17 protein-coding genes are annotated in these 17,693 nt (G+C 61.7%); 9 read left to right on the top strand and 8 right to left on the bottom strand.

What is annotated here, in order from left to right; genetic code table 11:
• Window positions 1-19: 19 nt before the first annotated feature.
• Complete coding sequence (locus ACQ4W7_RS02655; RefSeq protein ID WP_426070774.1) at window positions 20-763, bottom strand: helix-turn-helix domain-containing protein; 744 nt, start codon at window positions 761-763, stop codon at window positions 20-22.
• Window positions 764-924: 161 nt separating this feature from the next.
• Between ACQ4W7_RS02655 and ACQ4W7_RS02650 the strand changes: the two genes are divergently transcribed.
• The 3 genes from ACQ4W7_RS02650 to ACQ4W7_RS02640 are packed head-to-tail and all read left to right on the top strand — an operon-like array spanning window position 925 to window position 2,576.
• The gene (locus ACQ4W7_RS02650) at window positions 925-1,347 is read left to right on the top strand and encodes a hypothetical protein (RefSeq protein ID WP_305048951.1); all 423 of its coding nucleotides are present in this window, start codon (window positions 925-927) and stop codon (window positions 1,345-1,347) included.
• 28 nt (window positions 1,348-1,375) lie between these two features.
• Complete coding sequence (locus ACQ4W7_RS02645) at window positions 1,376-1,786, top strand: hypothetical protein (RefSeq protein ID WP_436528185.1); 411 nt, start codon at window positions 1,376-1,378, stop codon at window positions 1,784-1,786.
• 4 nt (window positions 1,787-1,790) lie between these two features.
• On the top strand, window positions 1,791-2,576 hold the full coding sequence (locus tag ACQ4W7_RS02640; RefSeq protein ID WP_436528183.1) for a DUF2145 domain-containing protein: 786 nt from the start codon (window positions 1,791-1,793) through the stop codon (window positions 2,574-2,576).
• A gap of 76 nt (window positions 2,577-2,652) precedes the next feature.
• Here ACQ4W7_RS02640 and ACQ4W7_RS02635 read toward each other — a convergent pair whose 3' ends face one another.
• The 5 genes from ACQ4W7_RS02635 to ACQ4W7_RS02615 all read right to left on the bottom strand — a co-directional run bounded on the left by ACQ4W7_RS02635 (window position 2,653) and on the right by ACQ4W7_RS02615 (window position 8,823).
• Window positions 2,653-3,726 (bottom strand): ABC transporter ATP-binding protein, encoded by a 1,074-nt coding sequence (locus ACQ4W7_RS02635; protein WP_426070778.1) that lies wholly within the window; start codon window positions 3,724-3,726, stop codon window positions 2,653-2,655.
• Between the two features lie 33 nt (window positions 3,727-3,759).
• Window positions 3,760-5,550 carry an ABC transporter permease gene (locus tag ACQ4W7_RS02630; protein WP_426070779.1) on the bottom strand — a complete coding sequence of 597 codons (1,791 nt, stop codon included), beginning with the start codon at window positions 5,548-5,550 and terminating at the stop codon, window positions 3,760-3,762.
• A 78-nt stretch (window positions 5,551-5,628) separates the two neighbouring features.
• Window positions 5,629-6,726 (bottom strand): ABC transporter substrate-binding protein, encoded by a 1,098-nt coding sequence (locus ACQ4W7_RS02625; protein WP_426070780.1) that lies wholly within the window; start codon window positions 6,724-6,726, stop codon window positions 5,629-5,631.
• Between the two features lie 45 nt (window positions 6,727-6,771).
• On the bottom strand, window positions 6,772-7,758 hold the full coding sequence (locus ACQ4W7_RS02620; RefSeq protein WP_426070781.1) for a Bug family tripartite tricarboxylate transporter substrate binding protein: 987 nt from the start codon (window positions 7,756-7,758) through the stop codon (window positions 6,772-6,774).
• 3 nt (window positions 7,759-7,761) lie between these two features.
• Window positions 7,762-8,823 carry a porin gene (locus ACQ4W7_RS02615; protein WP_436528180.1) on the bottom strand — a complete coding sequence of 354 codons (1,062 nt, stop codon included), beginning with the start codon at window positions 8,821-8,823 and terminating at the stop codon, window positions 7,762-7,764.
• Window positions 8,824-9,025: 202 nt separating this feature from the next.
• Here ACQ4W7_RS02615 and ACQ4W7_RS02610 point away from each other — a divergent pair, with 202 nt between their 5' ends.
• The 4 genes from ACQ4W7_RS02610 to ACQ4W7_RS02595 all read left to right on the top strand — a co-directional run bounded on the left by ACQ4W7_RS02610 (window position 9,026) and on the right by ACQ4W7_RS02595 (window position 12,473).
• Window positions 9,026-9,748 carry a response regulator gene (locus tag ACQ4W7_RS02610; protein WP_426070783.1) on the top strand — a complete coding sequence of 241 codons (723 nt, stop codon included), beginning with the start codon at window positions 9,026-9,028 and terminating at the stop codon, window positions 9,746-9,748.
• Window positions 9,745-11,238 carry a sensor histidine kinase gene (locus ACQ4W7_RS02605; protein WP_426070784.1) on the top strand — a complete coding sequence of 498 codons (1,494 nt, stop codon included), beginning with the start codon at window positions 9,745-9,747 and terminating at the stop codon, window positions 11,236-11,238. The genes ACQ4W7_RS02610 and ACQ4W7_RS02605 overlap by 4 nt, the downstream gene beginning before the upstream one ends.
• A 168-nt stretch (window positions 11,239-11,406) precedes the next feature.
• Window positions 11,407-11,967 carry an outer membrane beta-barrel protein gene (locus ACQ4W7_RS02600; RefSeq protein WP_426070785.1) on the top strand — a complete coding sequence of 187 codons (561 nt, stop codon included), beginning with the start codon at window positions 11,407-11,409 and terminating at the stop codon, window positions 11,965-11,967.
• 140 nt (window positions 11,968-12,107) lie between these two features.
• The gene (locus ACQ4W7_RS02595) at window positions 12,108-12,473 is read left to right on the top strand and encodes a ribonuclease E inhibitor RraB (protein WP_426070786.1); all 366 of its coding nucleotides are present in this window, start codon (window positions 12,108-12,110) and stop codon (window positions 12,471-12,473) included.
• A gap of 62 nt (window positions 12,474-12,535) precedes the next feature.
• Here the strand turns inward: ACQ4W7_RS02595 and ACQ4W7_RS02590 are convergent, their stop codons facing one another.
• Together ACQ4W7_RS02590 and ACQ4W7_RS02585 are read right to left on the bottom strand one after the other, a co-directional pair.
• The gene (locus ACQ4W7_RS02590; protein ID WP_426070787.1) at window positions 12,536-13,858 is read right to left on the bottom strand and encodes a homoserine dehydrogenase; all 1,323 of its coding nucleotides are present in this window, start codon (window positions 13,856-13,858) and stop codon (window positions 12,536-12,538) included.
• 86 nt (window positions 13,859-13,944) lie between these two features.
• Window positions 13,945-15,174 carry a pyridoxal phosphate-dependent aminotransferase gene (locus tag ACQ4W7_RS02585; protein ID WP_426070788.1) on the bottom strand — a complete coding sequence of 410 codons (1,230 nt, stop codon included), beginning with the start codon at window positions 15,172-15,174 and terminating at the stop codon, window positions 13,945-13,947.
• A gap of 426 nt (window positions 15,175-15,600) precedes the next feature.
• On the opposite strand from ACQ4W7_RS02585, the gene ACQ4W7_RS02580 reads away from it, so the two are divergent.
• Together ACQ4W7_RS02580 and ACQ4W7_RS02575 are read left to right on the top strand one after the other, a co-directional pair.
• On the top strand, window positions 15,601-15,993 hold the full coding sequence (locus ACQ4W7_RS02580) for an Mth938-like domain-containing protein (RefSeq protein ID WP_436511055.1): 393 nt from the start codon (window positions 15,601-15,603) through the stop codon (window positions 15,991-15,993).
• Entirely contained in the window at window positions 15,990-17,663 is a 1,674-nt protein-coding gene (locus tag ACQ4W7_RS02575; RefSeq protein ID WP_436528176.1) for a glycosyltransferase family 39 protein, read from the top strand. The genes ACQ4W7_RS02580 and ACQ4W7_RS02575 overlap by 4 nt, the downstream gene beginning before the upstream one ends.
• The last annotated feature ends 30 nt before the right edge of the window (window positions 17,664-17,693 follow it).

The following is a 17,693-nucleotide window of genomic DNA, read 5'->3' as shown; positions in this document are numbered from 1 at the left end:
GGCCGCGACATCGCTGCCGCTACTGCCGCAGCAAAGCCTTAAAGGTTTGCGGCATCCACGGCCGGGCCGCCAGCATGAAACTGATGGCCAGGCGTTCGACACCAGGCAGGCGCGCGTCTTCCTGGTGCTGTTGCGAAAACTCCACCGCCACTTGCTTCAAGCGCTCCAGCAAGGCCGCCGTGGATTTCTTCGACAACATCACGTTCACCAGGCGCAGCAATTCTGTCTCGCCATCGAATTGCGAATTCAGGTAATCGCCATAGGCTTCCTTTTTGAAGTAGGTATGAATCGGGCCATTCGGTATCCACGCAAACGTGCGCGCCACCAGCAGTTTGACCCGGTTATTCGGCAGCAGTTCCAGGAAGCCGATCTTGTCGAGGCGCAGCAGGTATTTGACGGCTTGCGCTTCACTGATGTCGTAGATGGCGACGATCTGCTCCAGCGGCAGCAGGTTCAGGGCGGAGACGGCCACCACGAACAGCCGGGTGTCGTCGATGATTTCCTTTTCCTGCGCATACGTCAGCCCCGTGATCAGGGTGGGCGCGGCCTGCGCCGTCTGCACGGCCAGTGCCAGCTGCTGGAAATCGCTGCCGATGGCCACCAGGATCTGGTCCAGGCGCTGCAGGGTAAATTGCTTTTGCGAAAACATCCGCTTGACGCTGGCTTCCGACACGCCGATGCGCTGGGCCAGCTCGGCATATGTGACGGCGCGCGCTTTCAACAGACGTTTCAAGGCCTCGATCAGGGCGTGGGTTTGCGGCATGCACTTCCTTTACAAAAATAGCATCGGTTCTGGCGGCAAAAAAAGTAGCGCAATACGCTACCTGCGGTATGGCTGCCCGCTACGAGTAGCGTTTTCATTGACCAATTGCCCACAGTCTACAATGATGGCGTTGCCACTTGGCACACTTGAAGGAGAAACACATGAAACGCCTGCTGCCCCTCTGCCTGTCCCTGTCGCTGTTGACGCTCTCCGTGGCCGCTCCCGGCCTGGTCCACGCCGCCGCTTCCGAGAATCTGTCGAAAGGCTCGCAAAACCTCAGCCAGGGTTCCGCCGTCGTCGTCGCAGGTTCCATGTCGATGCTGGTCGCCTCCGGCCAGGTGGTCGTCGCCAGCGTGGAAACGGTGGGCGAAGGCATCGTCATCGTGCTGAAAGGCGCATCCGAAGCGGGCGGCGCGTCCATCCAGATGAGCACGCAAGCGGCCAAGGGCCTGTCGCTGGCGGCCGGCACCGTGGTCAATGTGGTGGCACTGTCCACCGGCCACATGCTGGTCATGTCCGGCAAGGCCATCGCCTTCATCCCGAACGAACTGGGCAAGGCGCTGCTGCACCACTCCAAAGTGTAATGCCACCATCAAGAAGAACAGGAACTCCATGAAACACGTATTCGCCATGACCCTGCTGTGCGCCGCCAGCCTGACGGCCCAGGCCGCCAACTCCGATACCACCAACGCCTCCGACAATGCCAGCATGGCCTCGGCCATCGTGCTGGTCGGCTCCATGTCGGTGCTGGCCGCCGCCGGTGAAATCGTCATTGACAAGGTGGAAGACGTGGCCGACGGCAGCATCCTCGTGCTGAAGAGCGCGACCAAGGGCGCGTCCTCCGCCGCCACGGCCTCCGTCAAGCTGAGCCAGAAAGCCATGCAAGGGCTGTCGCTGGCAGCCGGCACTGTCGTCAAGGTGGTGGCCGTCTCGACCGGCCACATGCTGGTCCTGTCGGGCAAGGCCATCGCCTATGTGCCGAACGCGGCCGGCAATGCCATCCTCCACCATTCGAAAGCGTGAACCCATGAAACGCCTGACTGCCGTAATCATCAGCCTGGCCCTGGCCGGCGCCGCTCATGCGGGGCGCTCGTGCGAGGAAAAGCAAACGGATGCCACGACGCTCGTCAAATCGATGGACCTGGCGCAAAAGACCTTGCAAGCGCTCGATGCCTCGGGCGCACAAGTAGCGCTGGTGGCGCGCGCCGGTCAGGACCTGTCGAAATACAATTTGCGCTATTCGCACATGGCGCTGGCCTGGCGCGACCACCCGAAAGGGCGCTGGCTGGTGGTGCATGAACTCAATGAATGCGGCACGGCGCAATCGTCGCTGTACAACGAAGGCTTGGGCAATTTCTTCATGGACGACGTGTTCATGTATGAAACCCTGATCCTGATTCCCGGCCAGGATACGCAGCGGCAACTGGTGCGCCTGCTGACCAGCAACACGCCCAAGCGTCTGCATGAGCCGCACTACAATATGCTGGCCTACCCGTTTTCCACCAAGTACCAGAACTCGAACCAGTGGGTGCTGGAAACCCTGGCCGCGGCCAGCAACGAGCCTGGCAAGATCGAAACGCGCGCCGAAGCGCAAGGCTGGCTGCGTAGCGCCAGCTACGCGCCGCAAACGCTCAGCATCCCCGCCGCCACGCGCCTGGGCGCGCGCATGTTCCGTGCCAATATCGCTTTTGACGATCATCCGTTCGAGCGCCGCATGACGCGCCAGATCGACGTCGTCACCGTCGACTCCATCGTGCGCTTCGTGCGCCAGCGCGAACCGAAGGCGCAGGAAGTCGTCGTGCGGGGAAATTAAGCACGCGGCAGCAGGCGAAACAGCCCGGCGGCCAGCGCGGCACAGACTGCGCGCCAGCGTGGCCACCTCGGCACCGTTAAAACACCCAGAGCTTATCGGCCGGCATGTGCAACCAGTACTTGCCCGCTTCGAGCTTGTGGCGCGAATAGGCGCGCAAGCTGATGTTCTCGGCGCCACCACGCTCGAACAGGCATTCCCAGCGGTCGCCCAGGTACATGCAGGTCAGGAGCGGCAGTTCGATGGCGTTCTCCACCTGCGTGGCGCTGATCTTCACTTCCTCCACGCGGATCATGGTGGTCACGTCCGTGCCCACATTGGCGCCGCGCGCCACGCCCTGCATGGAGGCGCCATCGAGCAGCAGCCGAACCTGGTTGCCATCGCGCTGCACCACCTTGCCGGGCAGGCGGTTATTACTCCCCATGAATTCGGCCGTAAACAGGGTATCGGGCGTTTCATACATGCTTTGCGGCGTGCCCTGCTGCTCGATCTTGCCGTTATTGAGCAGCAAGATGCGGTCGGAAATGGCCATCGCCTCGCCCTGGTCATGCGTTACCATCAGGGCCGACAGGCCCAGGCGCACGATCAGTTCGCGCAGGAAGGCGCGCGCTTCCTCGCGCAGCTTGGCGTCCAGGTTCGACAGCGGTTCGTCGAGCAGGATCACGGGCGGGTTGTACACCAGCGCGCGGGCGATCGCCACGCGCTGCTGCTGGCCGCCGGACAGCTGATGCGGATAGCGTTCGCCAAGCTGCCCCAGGCCCAGCTGCGTCAGCACTTCCTTGATGCGCGCGGCGATTTCTGTGCTGCCCATCTTGCGCAATTTGAGACCGTATGCGACGTTGTCGAACACGGTCTTGTGCGGCCACAGCGCGTACGACTGGAACACCAGGCCCAGGTTGCGATGCTCGGCCGGCATCTCGAAGTGTTTCGCGCCATCGTAGACATTGCGCTCGCCGATCTGGATGGTGCCCGCCTTCGGGCTTTCCAGCCCGGCGACGGCGCGCAGCAAGGTGGTCTTGCCGCTGCCCGAAGGCCCCAGCAAGGCGACCACTTCGCCTTTTTTCAGGTGCATCGAGACACCCTTCAGTATCTGGTTGGCGGCAGCGCCGGTGCCGTAGTCCAAGTACAGCTCATTGACGGTCAATTCATTCATGATGTGGTCTCAGTCTATTTTTAGTTATGCAGCTCAGTTATGTAACTTGACGCCGAAGCGCAGAGCGATGCCCAGGCCGATGGCCACCAGGGTGATATTGATGAAGGACAGCGCCGCCACCAGGTCGGTCGAGCCGCCTGCCCACAGCGACACCAGCATGGCGCCGATCACTTCCGTGCCCGGCGAGAGCAGGTACACGCCCGTCGAATATTCGCGCTCGAAGATCAGGAACACCATCAGCCAGGCGCCCAGCAAACCGTATTTGATCAGTGGCAGCGTGACGTCGCGCGTCACCTGGCCGCGGCTGGCGCCGACGGCGCGCGCCGCCTCTTCCAGTTCCGGGCCCACTTGCAACAGCGCGGTGGAAATCAGGCGCATGCCATAGGCCATCCACACCACCGAATACGCCAACCACAGGGCGAAAATGGTCGAACGCACTTCGCGCAGCACTGGGATCACATGGCCGCTCAGCCACAGGGCCACGCCGTTGTCCATGCCTTTCAACATGCCATCGAGCCAGGCCGGCACGAACAGGAACACCCACAGGAACGACAGGCCGGCCAGCAGACCCGGCACGGCACGTGGCACCAGCACGCTGTAGTCGAGCAGGCGCGTGATGCCGTCCTGCTTGCGGTGCATGGCCAGCGCGATGAAGCTGTAGCAACCCACGGCCAGCGCGCCGCCGACCACGCCGATCAGGATGGTGTTGACGATGCCGCGCACCAGCGAGGGCTGGTCGAAAATATCGCGGAAATGCTGCAGGGTCAGCACGTCGGCCAGGTGCACGCCTTCGCCCCAGTACTGCACGAAGGAGCGCAGCACGATACCCGTCAACGGCAGGATGATGGTGAAAATCAGCCAGCCAGCCAGCAAGGCAAACGCCAGCCACTTCCAGCGACCCAGCGGCATGGCCTTGCTGCGCGCGCCCTTGCCCTTGATCGACACATACTTGTTGGCCGACTTGAGCAGCCAGCGCTGTATCATCACCAGCGGCATGGTCACCATCACCAGGCAGACGGCAACGGCGGCCATCAGGTGATACGACGGCGTGCCCAGCTTGTTCGTCAGCTTGTACAGATAGGTCGGCAGCACCAAATGGCCTTCCGGATCACCGAGCACCAGCACCAGGCCGAATACTTCGAAGCCGAGGAAGAACACCAGCACGCCCGCATACGCCAGCGCCGGCATGATCATCGGCAGCGACACATTCAGCATCACCTGGATCGGCGAGGCGCCCGCCACGCGGGCCGCTTCCTCCACGTCCGAACCCAAGCTTTTCAGTGCCGAGGAGGCATACAGATAGACGTGCGGCACGTGCGTCAGGCCGGCGATGATGACGATGCTGGTGAAGGAGTAAATATTCCAGGGCACGAAGCCGAACAGCTCCTTGGCCCAGATCGAGTAAAAGCCCACCGGCCCCATTGAGACGACGTAGCCAAAGCCCATCACCATCGGCGAGACAAAGATGGGCACCAGCAGCATCGGTGCCACCCAGCCGCGGCCCGGCAGGTCCGTGCGTACCATCAGAAAGGCCAGCATGCCGCCCAGCGGCACGGCGATGACGGTCAGGCCAAAGGCCAGCATCAAGCCATTTTTGAAAGCCATGGAGAAATCGGGATCATCGAAGATGAAACGGTAGGAGTCAAAGCCGAATTCGCGCACCGGCATGAAAAACGGCGCGTTCAAAAAGCTCTGATAAAAAATCAGGAACAGCGGCAGGAAAATGGCGATCAGCGTGATCGTCACGACCACGCCGCGCGACCAGTTCAGGCGCGACAAGGGAGAGCGCGACCGTGCAGGCAGCGGCAAGATGGCAGTTTGCATGATGAATCCAATGAATGAAGGGTGCGGCGTGCGCCCGCAAGCCAGGCTCGCGGGCGGCCAAGACGGCGTTGGCTATTCCTACTTCTTGCCGGCTGTCTCTTTCCATTGTTTCAGGAACGCCATGCGCTTGGCCGGTCCCAAAAACTGCAGGATGATCGGGTGCACGGGAATCGGCTTGACGTTGGACGCGCCGATGACCTTGATCAGGTCGGCCGACGTGGTTTCGCCCGTGACGTCGGCGCGGATGGCGAACAGCTTGGCGCCGTTGGCAATGATGGTCTGGCCGCGGTGCGACAAAATATAATCGAGCCACAACTTGCTGGCGTTGACGTTCTTCGCATTCTTATTGATGAACTGCACGCGCGACAGGATCAGCGTGTAATCCTTGGGCAGCACCACGCCGATCGATGGATCGGTCTTGGCGCGCACCAGCGCGTAGGAGCCAAGTACGTTGTAGCCGATCAGATTTTCCCCCGAAGAGATGCGCTCCATCATGGTGCCCGTCGACGACTGCACGCGCACCTTGGCAGTGCCGAACGCGTTTTCCAGCGCCAGGAACTGCGGATATTCCTTCGCATCCTGCGCCATGAACATGAAGCCGACACCCGACTTTTCGATGTCGTAGGTGGTGACCTTGTCCTTGAATTTCGGCGTGGCGATCAGCTTGACGAAATCGTCGTGATTCTTCGGCACTTCCTTAGGATCGAGCAGGCGCTTGTTGTAGACGATGGCGGCCGGCTCGAACGTGGTGCCGTAAGCCTGGTCGTCCCACATGGCCCAGCCGGGGATCTTCGCCGCTTCAACGGACTTATACTTGAGCGCATAGCCATCGGAGGCCAGGCGCATCTGCAAGTCCATCGCCGACGACCACATGACATCGGCCGTGTTGCCGCCTGCGGCCACTTCGGAAATGAAGCGGTTATACACTTCCGTCGAATTCATGTCGTTGTATTCGACCGAGATACCCGGATACAGGGCGCTGAAATCCTTGATCAGCGGTGCGGCGGCCTTGCTGTCGGTGGCGCTGTAGATCACCACCTTGCCTTCCTTCTTGGCCGCGTCGATGATCTTCTGGTAGTCGGCCGGATAACCGGGCGGCACTTGCGCAAAAGCGGCGCCGGCCAGGCTGGCAAACGCGGTGGCAAGGGCGGCTTGAAGCAGGGTCTTGGTTTGCATGGGGTTGTCTCCGTCTATGAATAGGTTTTTTTAATAGGATGTCGTTCAACGCATCAGGCCAAGCTCATTCGCCTGCCTGGCATACTCGTCGACCGCCTTCTTGACATACGCGGTCAGCTTCGGCCCCGTCAGGGCGAAAGGGTACAAACCAGCCTGTGCGCGCCACTCGGCGAACTGCGGCGTGGCCATGGCGCGCTCGAACGTGGCCACCCAGCGCTGGTAGTCCGCCTCGGGCACCTGCGGTCCCATCCACACGCCGCGGATGATCGGCCAGACCACGTCGAAGCCCTGCTCGCGCGCCGTCGGCACGCCGGCCAGTACACCGGGCAGGCGTTTTTCCGACAGCACCGCCAGGACGCGCGCATGGTTGGCACTGGCGTTCAGGGTGGCCTCCGACGTATCGCCCGAGACCACCTGCACGTAATCGGCCTGCATCGCCGTAAACACTTCGCCGCCGCCTTCGAGCGCGACAAAACGCAGCACTTTCGGATCGATGCCGGCGTGACGTGCCAGAAGCGCCATTTTCAGCCAATCCTGGCTGCCGATGGTGCCGGAGACGCCGATCAGCACCTTGTCCGGATGCTGGCGCAGCGCGGCGATCAGGTCGGCCAGGGTCTTGTAGGGCGAATCGCTGCGCACGGCGATCATGCCGTAGTCGGCGCCCAGCGCCGCCACCCAGCGCACGTCGCCCGCCTTCGCATTGCCGAACTTGCCCTGCGCCAGATTGAGCAGCGAACCGCCCGAAAACGCCACCAGGGTGTTCGCTTCCGCGCGGCGCCGTTGCGATGCCATCGAATGCCAGGCCACGGCGCCGATGCCGCCGGGCAGATAGCTGATGCGCATCGCCGATCCTGCAGCCGGGGATGCCACGCCCTCCTGGGCCAGGCCTTTTTTCGCCAGCTTGCAGGTCAGGTCCATGGCGCCGCCCGGCTTGGACGGCACCACGCACTCGGCCGGCGTGGACGCCTGCGCCGCCGCAAGGGCGGGCAGCAGGCACAGCAGCGACAGGAACAGGGAGCGCAGCATCGTCATGGCTTAGAAGCGGTGCTGGATGCCGGCGATCAAGCCGCGCTGCGTGTCGCCGAAACCGGCATCGTCACGCGACAGGCTGACCAGCTGGTTGTGCTTGGCCTTGGCGTAGGCACCAGCCACGTACAGGTCGGTGCGCTTGGACAGCGCATAGCGCACGCGCGCCACGTACATGATCGGATCGGCATTGAGGTTAGCGGCCACGTTTTTCACGTCCTGATAGTAGATCACGCCTGTCAGGGTGATCACCGGGGTGGTCTTGTAGCTGACGCCGCCCCAGTACAGGGTGCCGCGCACGTCGGCCTTGCCGGAGGCAGCCGGATCGAGCTTGTAGTCGCGCGCCGCCGCCTGCACTTTCCACGGGCCGTCGTCATACATGGCGCCCAGGTGATACACGGTGGTCTTGTCGCGCGTGCCGCCGGCGATGGCATTGCCGTTCACCTGTTCATACGTGGCCAGCAGGCTGACGGGCCCCGTTTTATACGTGACGGCCGTGGACAGCTTGGCGCTGTCCGAATTGCCCGTCGTCTGCTCGCCGAAACCATATGATGCGCCGTAGCTGAAGTCGCCCGTCTTGCCCGAGTACTTGACCATATTGTCGAAGGCCGTCGTCATGCCGTATTTGCTCGGTCCCGTCGCATTGGCGGAAGTGGCCCACGAGTAGAACGGCGCATAGGCCATCGGATCGAATGGCAGCACAAAGTCATACACGGTGGTGAAGGAGCGTCCCAGCACGACGCGACCAAACGCGCCTTCCAGGCCCACATTGGCCTGGCGCTTGAACAGCGCGCCATCGGCCGCGCCCGTGTCGACCAGGATACCGCCTTCCAGATTGAACACGGCTTTCAGGCCGCCGCCCAGGTCTTCGCTGCCCAGGATGCCCCAGCGCGAGGTATTCATGCCGCCCGAGCTCACTTGCGTCATCGAGCTTTTGTTCGGACCGGCGTTGCTGGTGTTGCTGATGCCGGCGTCCAGGCGCCCGTACAGGGTGACGTTCGACTGGGCGTGGGCACTGCCGGCTGCGGCGAGTACCGCCATGGCGGCCAGCGAGAATGCAGTTTTCTTCATGTAAAGTGTCTCCCTTAGATATAGTTATTAGTGATATGCCCGATCCATTTCATGAATCAGGATCACACTATATGAGCGCCATCCTTTCAATTCGCTTTCAGCCTGACAGGTGTCGCCAGCCAGCCACAAGGGACATCAACATATTCATCGCCTCCCCTGCCGCCAGGCTTACACTGCATCATTTCAACGAATGGCGGAGACCATGCGCATATTATTAGTGGAAGACCATCTGGAACTGTCGCACTGGCTGGCAAAGGCCCTGCGCGACGCGCACCTGACGGTGGAGACCGCCCACAACGGCGCAGATGCCGACGCCCTGCTGCATACGCAGGAATACTCACTGGTGCTGCTCGACCTGACCCTGCCGAAGATGGACGGCCTGGACGTGCTGCGCCGCCTGCGCGCGCGCGGCGGCACGCGCGGCAAGACTCCCGTCATGATACTCACGGCGCGCGGCGGCCTCGATGAAAAAGTGCAGGGCCTGAACCTGGGTGCGGACGACTACATGGCCAAGCCGTTCGAACTGGCCGAACTGGAAGCGCGCGTGAAAGCACTGCTGCGCCGCAGCCAGGGCAACGAAGCGCTGGTGCACAGCTGCGGCGCGCTCAGTTTCGATACCGTCACGCGCATGTTCAGCTATGCCGGCGCGGCACTGGCGCTGACGCCACGCGAACACGCGGTGCTCGAAGCGCTGATCACGCGCTCCGGGCGCGCCGTGTCGAAGGAAAAGCTGTTCGACGAAGTCTTCGCGCTGGCCGACGACGTCAACCTGGACGCCATTGAACTGTATATTCACCGCGTGCGCAAGAAGTTAGAAAGCGGCGTGGAAAGCGGCGCGCCCGACGGCGCCGTCATCACCACCCTGCGCGGCATCGGCTACCTGCTGCAGCCGCGCAGCGCGATGGCGCCGGCTGCAGCAAAATGACAGTGCGTGCCCCACGCCTGCCCGTGTTCGAGCGCCTGCGCCGGCGCTGGGCGCAGGGCCGGCCGCTGGGCAGCTTGCGCAGCCAGCTGCTGCGCTGGCTGCTCATCCCCCTGGTAATGCTGGTACTGCTCGATGCCGTCTTCGTCTACCGCAACGCCCTCGACGCGGCCGACATGGCCTACGACCGTTCCTTGCTGGCGTCGACGCGGGCGCTGGCCGAGCGCGTCTCCATCGTCGGCGGCAAGGTGGTGGCCGAAGTGCCTTACGTGGCGCTCGACAGCTTCGAAACCGATACCCTGGGCCGCATCTATTACAAGGTCACCGGCATCAACGGCGAGCTGGTCTCGGGTTATGGCGACTTGCCGCCCGTGCCGAAAAACGTGCCCCGCTCGGAAAATTATCCGGCCCTGGTGCGCTTCTATCACGCCGAATACCACGGCAAGCCAATCCGCATCGCCGCCCTGCTGCAACCCGTGTATGACGACTCGATGCGCGGCATCGCCCTGATTCAGGTGGCCGAAACGCTGGACGCGCGGCGCGGCCTGTCGAACCAGATTCTGTTCGATACCCTGAGCTGGCAGGCGGCGATGATACTGGTGATGGGCGCCCTCGTGTGGTTTGCCGTGCGCCTGGTGCTGCGGCCGCTGATGCGCTTGAAAACGGAAGTCGAGACGCGCACCCTGTCCGACCTGTCCGACGTCGATCCCGCGCTGGTGCACAAGGAAATGCGCCCGCTGGTCAGCGCCATGAACGGCGCCATGTCGCGCCTGCAGCAACTGATCGCCAGCCAGCGCCGTTTCATCGCCGACGCCTCGCACCAGCTGCGTACGCCGTTGACGGTGCTGAAAACCCAGGCCGAACTGGCCATGCGCGAATGCGACCGCCAGGCGGGAGCGCCACCGGATATCGCTGCCCTGCGCGACATCGTGCGCTCGATCGCCGCCACCACCGATTCGACCGTGCTGCTGGCCAACCGCCTGCTGACCCTGGCGCGCATCGAGCATGGCGGCGACAGCCTGACCATGGATACCGTCTCGCTGCGCGACGTGGCGCAACAGGTAGGGCTGGAAATGGCCATGGCTGCCGTCGGCAAGCATATCGATTTATCGCTGGAAGCGCCCGACGACGCGCCCGTGCATGGCCAGGCATTGCTGCTGCACGAACTGCTGGCCAACCTGGTCGACAATGCCCTGCGCTACACGCCGCAGGGCGGCAGCGTGATCCTGCGCGTGCGCGTGCCGCACGCCGGGCTAGGCGCGGTGCTGGAGGTGGAGGACAGCGGCGCCGGCATTCCGCTCGCGGAACGCGAACGCGTGTTGACGCCATTCTACCGGGTCGGCGCGGCGCTCGAGAGCAACCCTGGCGGCGCGGGACTTGGCCTGGCCATTGTGCGCGACATCGCCGCCCTGCATGGCGCGCGCCTGGAACTGGCGACGGCGGCAAATGGACATGGACTGAAAGTCGGCGTGTATTTCAGCGATGCAGCATGACGGCTGATGCCGATATGCATTCCATACTGCACGTTGCTAAAAAACAACGAATGATTTATTTTCAATATTTTTAAAATAATTGCCTTACATAAACATATTCATCCCTATACAATTCGGTTCCCATTAAGCGGCGAGACAGTCTCTCCGCATTAATTATCTAGGATTAATATGAAAAAGCAATTGTTTGCAGTAGTCGTAGGCGCCGCACTGGCATTCCCTTTGTTTGCACAAGCCGAGAACATTTATGTCGGCGCGAATGCTGGCCGTTCGGAATTAAAATTGTCTGGTGATGTCGCCTCGGGCAAAGAAAATAAAACCGGTTACAAAGTTTACGCCGGCTACGACTTCACGCCTAACTTCGGCGCAGAAGCCGGCTATGTCAATTTCGGCAAACTAAAAGAGAGCGAAGGCAAGGAATCGCTGAGCATGGAAACCAGCGCATTCTACGTAGCAGCGACGGGCACGTTGCCATTGAACGCTGATTTCTCGCTGTTTGCAAAAGCTGGCGTTACACAAAACCGCACCAAAGCTAATTTGAACCTGATCGGTTTCAATGCCAGCGAATCGAAAAACAAAACCGCTGCCCTGTTTGGCATCGGCGCTGCTTATAACTTCAATAAAAACCTGTCCGCTGTTGCTGAATATGAAAACTTTGGCAAAACGCTGAGCCAGGACGGCATGAAACTGAAAGCTGACCTGCTGTCGATCGGCCTGCGTTACAAGTTCTAATTCACGTTCACGCGTATAAGCATCAAGCCGTTCAACGGCAAATGAAAAACCGGCTACCAAGCCGGTTTTTTTATGGGCGCGTGGCGCGTCACCGTCACCGATGTTAAGATCGCGCCCTGGAATTGACTGAAAGCCCCGCCATGATGACCAAAGAAGACGTAACCGAACTGTTCGCCAATATCGCAGAAAACGCGCCGTGGGATCTGACCCAGCCGCTGCTGTGGGGCTATTACTTCACCAACCCCACTTCCGAACCGCTGGAGCAGGCTGCCACCTTGCTGGCGCTGCAGGGCTACCGTCCTGTGGAACTGTACCAGCCGGAACTCGACGATCCGGCCGCCGCCCCCGTCTGGGTGCTGCATGTGGAAAAAGCGGAAGTGCACAGCGTCGACAGCCTGCATGCGCGCAATGGCGAGCTGATGGTGTTTGCGCAGGAAAACCAGCTGGCCAGCTATGACGGCATGGATGTAGGCCCGGTCGGCGCGCCCGACGTGCCGCAGCTGTAAGACAGTCTGCCCATGAAAAAACGGCGCCCGCGGGCGCCGTTTTGCATGCGGCCTTGTGAAAGTCAGCTCAGGTTTTCCAGGCGGATCTTGGTGACCGTGCCCACCACGCTATTGAGCGCTTCCATCTTTTCGATGGCGGCCGTGACGTTCTTTTCCTGCGTCTGGTGCGTCAGCATGATGATGTCCGTATGCGTCTCGCCCTCGGCCGGTTCTTTCTGCAGCATGGCGTCGATCGAGATGCCGCGTTCGGCCAGGATGCGCGTCAGGTCGGCCAGCACGCCCGGCTGGTCGGCCACGTGCATGCGCAGGTAGTAGCTGGTGGTGATTTCCGACATCGGCAAGATGGCGATGTCGGTCATCGCATTCGGCTGGAACGCCAGGTGCGGCACGCGATGTTCCGGGTCGGCCGTGGCCAGACGCGTGATGTCGACCAGGTCGGCGATCACCGACGAAGCGGTCGGTTCGGCGCCCGCGCCGCGGCCCGAGTACAGGCTGGCGCCGACGGCGTCGCCGTGCACCAGCACCGCATTCATGGCGCCTTCCACATTGGCGATCAGGCGCTTGGCCGGGATCAGGGTCGGATGCACGCGCAGCTCGATGCCTTCCACGCCATTCACGGTGGCGCGCTTGGTGATGCCCAGCAGCTTGATGCGGTAGCCGAGTTGCTCGGCGTAGCGGATGTCGACGGCATTGAGGTTGCTGATGCCTTCCACGTAGGCCTTGTCGAACTGCACCGGGATGCCGAAGGCGATGGCCGACATGATGGTGGCCTTGTGCGCGGCATCGACGCCTTCGATGTCGAAGGTGGGGTCGGCTTCCGCGTAGCCCAGTTCCTGCGCCTGTTTCAGCACGGTGGCGAAATCGAGGCCCTTGTCGCGCATTTCGGACAGGATGAAATTGGTGGTGCCGTTGATGATGCCGGCGATCCATTCGATGCGGTTTGCCGTCAAGCCTTCGCGCAGCGCCTTGATGATGGGAATGCCGCCGGCGACGGCCGCTTCGAAGGCCACCATCACGCCCTTGTCCTGGGCGGCGGCAAAGATTTCGTTGCCATGCACGGCCAGCAGGGCCTTGTTGGCCGTGACCACGTGCTTGCCGTTGGCGATGGCCTGCATCACCAGGGTTTTCGACAGGTCGTAGCCGCCGATCAGTTCGACGACGATATCGATCTCGGGATCGTTGACGATCAGGTGCGGGTCATTGACGACCTTGCAGGCACCGGCGACCAGCGCTTCGGCGCGCGCCACGTCGCGCACGGCGACGGCGACGACTTCAATGCCGCGGCCCGCGCGGCGCTTGATTTCTTCCTGGTTGCGTTTCAGGACGCTGAACGTGCCGTAACCGACATTGCCCAGGCCCAGCAGGCCGATCTTGATGGATTTCATAGTTGTGCTTGACTACTCATAAGTGGCGCCCCCTTGGGCGGCGCCAGGTTGATCGGTATGGTTGATCGAGATTGCTGCTGGCTGCTTCAGCCCCGGCCGTGACGCTTGCGGTAACCTTCGAGGAAGCGCGCGATGCGCCCCATGGCCTCGGTCAGGTCATCGGAATTGGGCAGAAAGACGACGCGGAAATGGTCGGGCGCGATCCAGTTGAAGCCCGTTCCCTGCACGATCAGCACCTTGGCTTCGGCCAATAATTCATAGGCAAACTGCTGGTCGTCCGCGATCGGGTAGATCTCCGGATCGAGGCGCGGGAACATGTACAGCGCGGCCTTCGGCTTGACACAGGTGACGCCCGGAATATCGGTCAGCAGCTTGTGCGCCAGGTCGCGCTGTTTCAACAGGCGCCCGCCAGGCCCCACCAGGTCTTGTATGCTCTGGTAGCCGCCAAGCGCCGTCTGGATGGCAAACTGCCCCGGCGCGTTGGCGCATAGCCGCATCGAGGCCAGCATATTGAGACCCTCGATGTAATCTTTTGCGTGGCGCTTTTCGCCCGAGACCACCATCCAGCCCGATCGGTAGCCGCAAGAGCGGTAATTCTTCGACAAGCCGTTCATGGTGATGAACAGCACGTCGTCGGCCAGCGAGGCGATCGACACGTGCTCGGCTTCGTCGTACAGCACCTTGTCGTAGATCTCGTCGGCGAAAATGATCAGCTGATGCTGGCGCGCCAGTTCGACGATCTGCTGCAGCACGGAAACCGGATACAGCGCGCCGGTGGGATTGTTCGGGTTGATGACGACGATGGCGCGGGTATTGGGCGTGATCTTGCGGCGCATGTCCTCGATATCGGGATACCACTCGTTCTGCTCATCGCACACATAATGCACGGGATTGCCGCCCGACAGGCTGACGGCGGCCGTCCACAAGGGATAGTCGGGCGCCGGCACCAGCACTTCGTCGCCACTGTTGAGCAGCGCATTCATCGACATGACGATCAGCTCCGAGGCGCCGTTGCCCAGGTAAATGTCATCGATGGTGACGCCGGCGATATTCTTGCCTTGCGTGTAGTGCATGACGGCCTTGCGCGGCGCGAACATGCCTTTCGAATCCGTGTAGCCGGCCGCATTCTGCAGATTGAGCATCATGTCGCGCACGATTTCATCGGGCGGATCGAAGCCGAATACGGCCAGATTGCCGATATTGAGCTTGGTGATCTTGTGGCCTTCTTCTTCCATTTGCCTGGATTTTTCCAGGACCGGGCCGCGGATGTCGTAGCAGACGTCCGCCAATTTATTCGATTTCTGAATCGGTCGCAAAATAAATCCCTGTCGTGATGCGGCGCGGTCGGCCTACGCTTGCAGCATGAAAGCCGCGCCAGAACTGTGAACCCGTGAAACTCCAATGCGAAAGACTGCAAGGCGAAAACAAGCATTCTCGCCGAAAACAGGCCATTTTATCAAATTAAACATGGCCAACCCCAGCATTTGACGCCGATTCTGCCACGCTGGCGCATCCGGACGACAATCCGGCGAGCGCCATCTTCATCTTCCCTTAATCTTGCACCATTACCATGGCGCAAGCATGCACCGCCACTGTGGCGCCGAACATTGCAATTTGGAAATGATATTGCTTTTCAATCGCTCTTTTCTGTCATTTATGGCATGCTTACGCCCTTGGCCGCGGCACGCAGTTTTGGCCGCGCGCGTACCGATCAACCGACACGACCAGCCCCCGATATCGCCATGAAACTCCATGCCAGCAGCACCCAACAATACCAGACTGTCACCGGCTATGACGAAAACGGCGTCGAGATCAATGCCCAGCCGTACAACTACAGCCTGATCGTCATGCCGGAAATGCCGCCACGCGCGTGGGAGGTGGGCAGTTTCGAACAGTTGAGCGAGGCGCATTTCGCGCAAATCCTGGCCGATGCGCCCGACGTGGTCATCCTCGGCACGGGCGAGCGCCAGCGCTTCGTGCACCCGAAGCTGACGGCCGCACTGACCATGCGCCGCATCGGCGTCGAATGCATGGATAGCCAGGCTGCCTGCCGCACCTACAACATCCTGATGGGCGAAGGCCGCAAAGTCACCCTGGCCCTGATCCTGGCTCCGGGCGCAGGCAGCGCCGCATGAAAATCAATGTCAACGAACTGCACTCCTCCCGGCTGCTGATGTGGTCCCTGCTGGGCATCTTCATCGTCGTCACCCTGTATGCGCTGGGCGTACGCACGCTGGTCCCGCCCGACGAGGGCCGCTATGCCGAGATGGCGCGCGAAATGTTCGTCACCGGCGACTGGATCACCACGCGCCTGAACGGCATCAAGTACTTTGAAAAGCCGCCGCTGCAAACGTGGATGAATGCGCTGACCTTCGCCGCCTTCGGCCTGGGCGAATGGCAGGCACGCCTGTGGACTGGCCTGTGCGGCATCATCGGCGTGTGCATGACGGCGTACGCAGGCAAGAAAGTGTTCGGTCCGCGCGTGGGCTTGTATGCGGGCCTGGTGCTGGCGTCGAGCCTGTTCTGGCTCGCTTCCGGCCAGATCAATTCGCTGGACATGGGTCTGTCGGGCATGATGACCCTGACCCTGGGCAGCCTGTTGATTGCCCAGCGCGACGACGCCACGGCGCGTGAGCGGCGCAACTGGATGCTTGTATGCTGGGCAGGCATGGCGCTGGCCGTGCTGGCCAAGGGCTTGATCGGCATCGTCTTGCCGGGCGCCGTGCTGGTACTGTATTCGCTGTGCGCGCGCGACTGGCGCATCTGGACGCGTTTGCACCTGGTCAAGGGCTTGCTGGTGTTCTTTGCCATCGCCACGCCCTGGTTCGTGCTGGTCGCCTTGCGCAATCCGGAGCAACCGCATTTCTTCTTCATCCACGAACATTTCCAGCGTTTCCTGATGAAGGGCCACAAGCGCGAAGGCGCCTGGTACTACTTCCTGGTGCTGCTGATTCCCGGCATGCTGCCATGGATAGGCGTACTGCCGCAAAGCCTGGCCGCCGCCTTCCAGCGCCAGGAGGGCGCCTTCCAGCCCCGTTTGATGCTGCTGGTCTGGGCCGTCTTCATTTTCTTCTTCTTCAGCTATTCGACTTCGAAGCTGCCTGGCTATATCGTGCCCATCTTCCCGGCGCTGGCATTGCTGGTGGGGCTATACCTGGAATCGGCATCGCGCCGCCAGCGCATGCTGGCCGCCGGCCTGCTGTGCGTGCTGGGCGCGGCCATCGTGATCGGCGGACCGATCGCCTTCGGCAAGGCCAGCGCACGCGACGCGGAAGCCCTGACCGCGCTCAAGGGCTACCAGCCATGGCTGATGGCGGCCGGCTTTTTCGTCCTGGCCGGCGGCGCCCTGGCCTTGCTGCACGCGCGCCAGTTGCGCCGCGACATGACCGTGCTGACGATTGCCGGCGCCGGCTTCCTGGCCACGCATTGCATCCTGGCCGGTTCCGAACTGTATGGCCAGAACCGTGCAGGCACTGACATGCTGCCGCAGATCCAGGCTGAACTGACGGCCGATACCAAGCTCTATTCGGTCGGCATTTATGAACAGTCGCTGACATATTATCTGCAGCGGCCCGTGATCCTCGTTGATTACTGGGATGAATTCACGTTTGGCCTGAAACAGCAGCCTGAACTGTCCATTCCGAGCATCGAGCCTTTCATCACGCAGTGGACGAACGATGCCAACGCCGGCGTGCGCGACATGGCTATTATCAGCCTGCATCGTTACAAGGACTTGCAACAACGTGGCGTGCCCATGCGTGTTATTGCCGAAGATGCGCGCCGCATGGTCATTTCCAACAAGTAACTATTTAACGGGGCGCGGGACAGCACGGAT

Source organism: Janthinobacterium algoris, from assembly GCF_051380935.1.
Taxonomy (GTDB): domain Bacteria; phylum Pseudomonadota; class Gammaproteobacteria; order Burkholderiales; family Burkholderiaceae_D; genus Janthinobacterium.
Note: the sequence above shows the minus strand (reverse complement) of the source record. Positions and strands in the feature narration are given on the sequence as shown.

Coding starts and splice junctions, on each gene's coding strand:
- ACQ4W7_RS02650 (WP_305048951.1), top strand. CDS start 925: ATGAAACGCCTGCTGCCCCTCTGCCTGTCCCTGTCGCTGTTGACGCTC.
- ACQ4W7_RS02615 (WP_436528180.1), bottom strand. CDS start 8,823: ATGAAGAAAACTGCATTCTCGCTGGCCGCCATGGCGGTACTCGCCGCA.
- ACQ4W7_RS02580 (WP_436511055.1), top strand. CDS start 15,601: ATGAAACTCCATGCCAGCAGCACCCAACAATACCAGACTGTCACCGGC.
- ACQ4W7_RS02635 (WP_426070778.1), bottom strand. CDS start 3,726: ATGAATGAATTGACCGTCAATGAGCTGTACTTGGACTACGGCACCGGC.
- ACQ4W7_RS02640 (WP_436528183.1), top strand. CDS start 1,791: ATGAAACGCCTGACTGCCGTAATCATCAGCCTGGCCCTGGCCGGCGCC.
- ACQ4W7_RS02620 (WP_426070781.1), bottom strand. CDS start 7,758: ATGACGATGCTGCGCTCCCTGTTCCTGTCGCTGCTGTGCCTGCTGCCC.
- ACQ4W7_RS02605 (WP_426070784.1), top strand. CDS start 9,745: ATGACAGTGCGTGCCCCACGCCTGCCCGTGTTCGAGCGCCTGCGCCGG.
- ACQ4W7_RS02610 (WP_426070783.1), top strand. CDS start 9,026: ATGCGCATATTATTAGTGGAAGACCATCTGGAACTGTCGCACTGGCTG.
- ACQ4W7_RS02625 (WP_426070780.1), bottom strand. CDS start 6,726: ATGCAAACCAAGACCCTGCTTCAAGCCGCCCTTGCCACCGCGTTTGCC.
- ACQ4W7_RS02600 (WP_426070785.1), top strand. CDS start 11,407: ATGAAAAAGCAATTGTTTGCAGTAGTCGTAGGCGCCGCACTGGCATTC.
- ACQ4W7_RS02575 (WP_436528176.1), top strand. CDS start 15,990: ATGAAAATCAATGTCAACGAACTGCACTCCTCCCGGCTGCTGATGTGG.
- ACQ4W7_RS02645 (WP_436528185.1), top strand. CDS start 1,376: ATGAAACACGTATTCGCCATGACCCTGCTGTGCGCCGCCAGCCTGACG.
- ACQ4W7_RS02655 (WP_426070774.1), bottom strand. CDS start 763: ATGCCGCAAACCCACGCCCTGATCGAGGCCTTGAAACGTCTGTTGAAA.
- ACQ4W7_RS02595 (WP_426070786.1), top strand. CDS start 12,108: ATGATGACCAAAGAAGACGTAACCGAACTGTTCGCCAATATCGCAGAA.
- ACQ4W7_RS02630 (WP_426070779.1), bottom strand. CDS start 5,550: ATGCAAACTGCCATCTTGCCGCTGCCTGCACGGTCGCGCTCTCCCTTG.
- ACQ4W7_RS02590 (WP_426070787.1), bottom strand. CDS start 13,858: ATGAAATCCATCAAGATCGGCCTGCTGGGCCTGGGCAATGTCGGTTAC.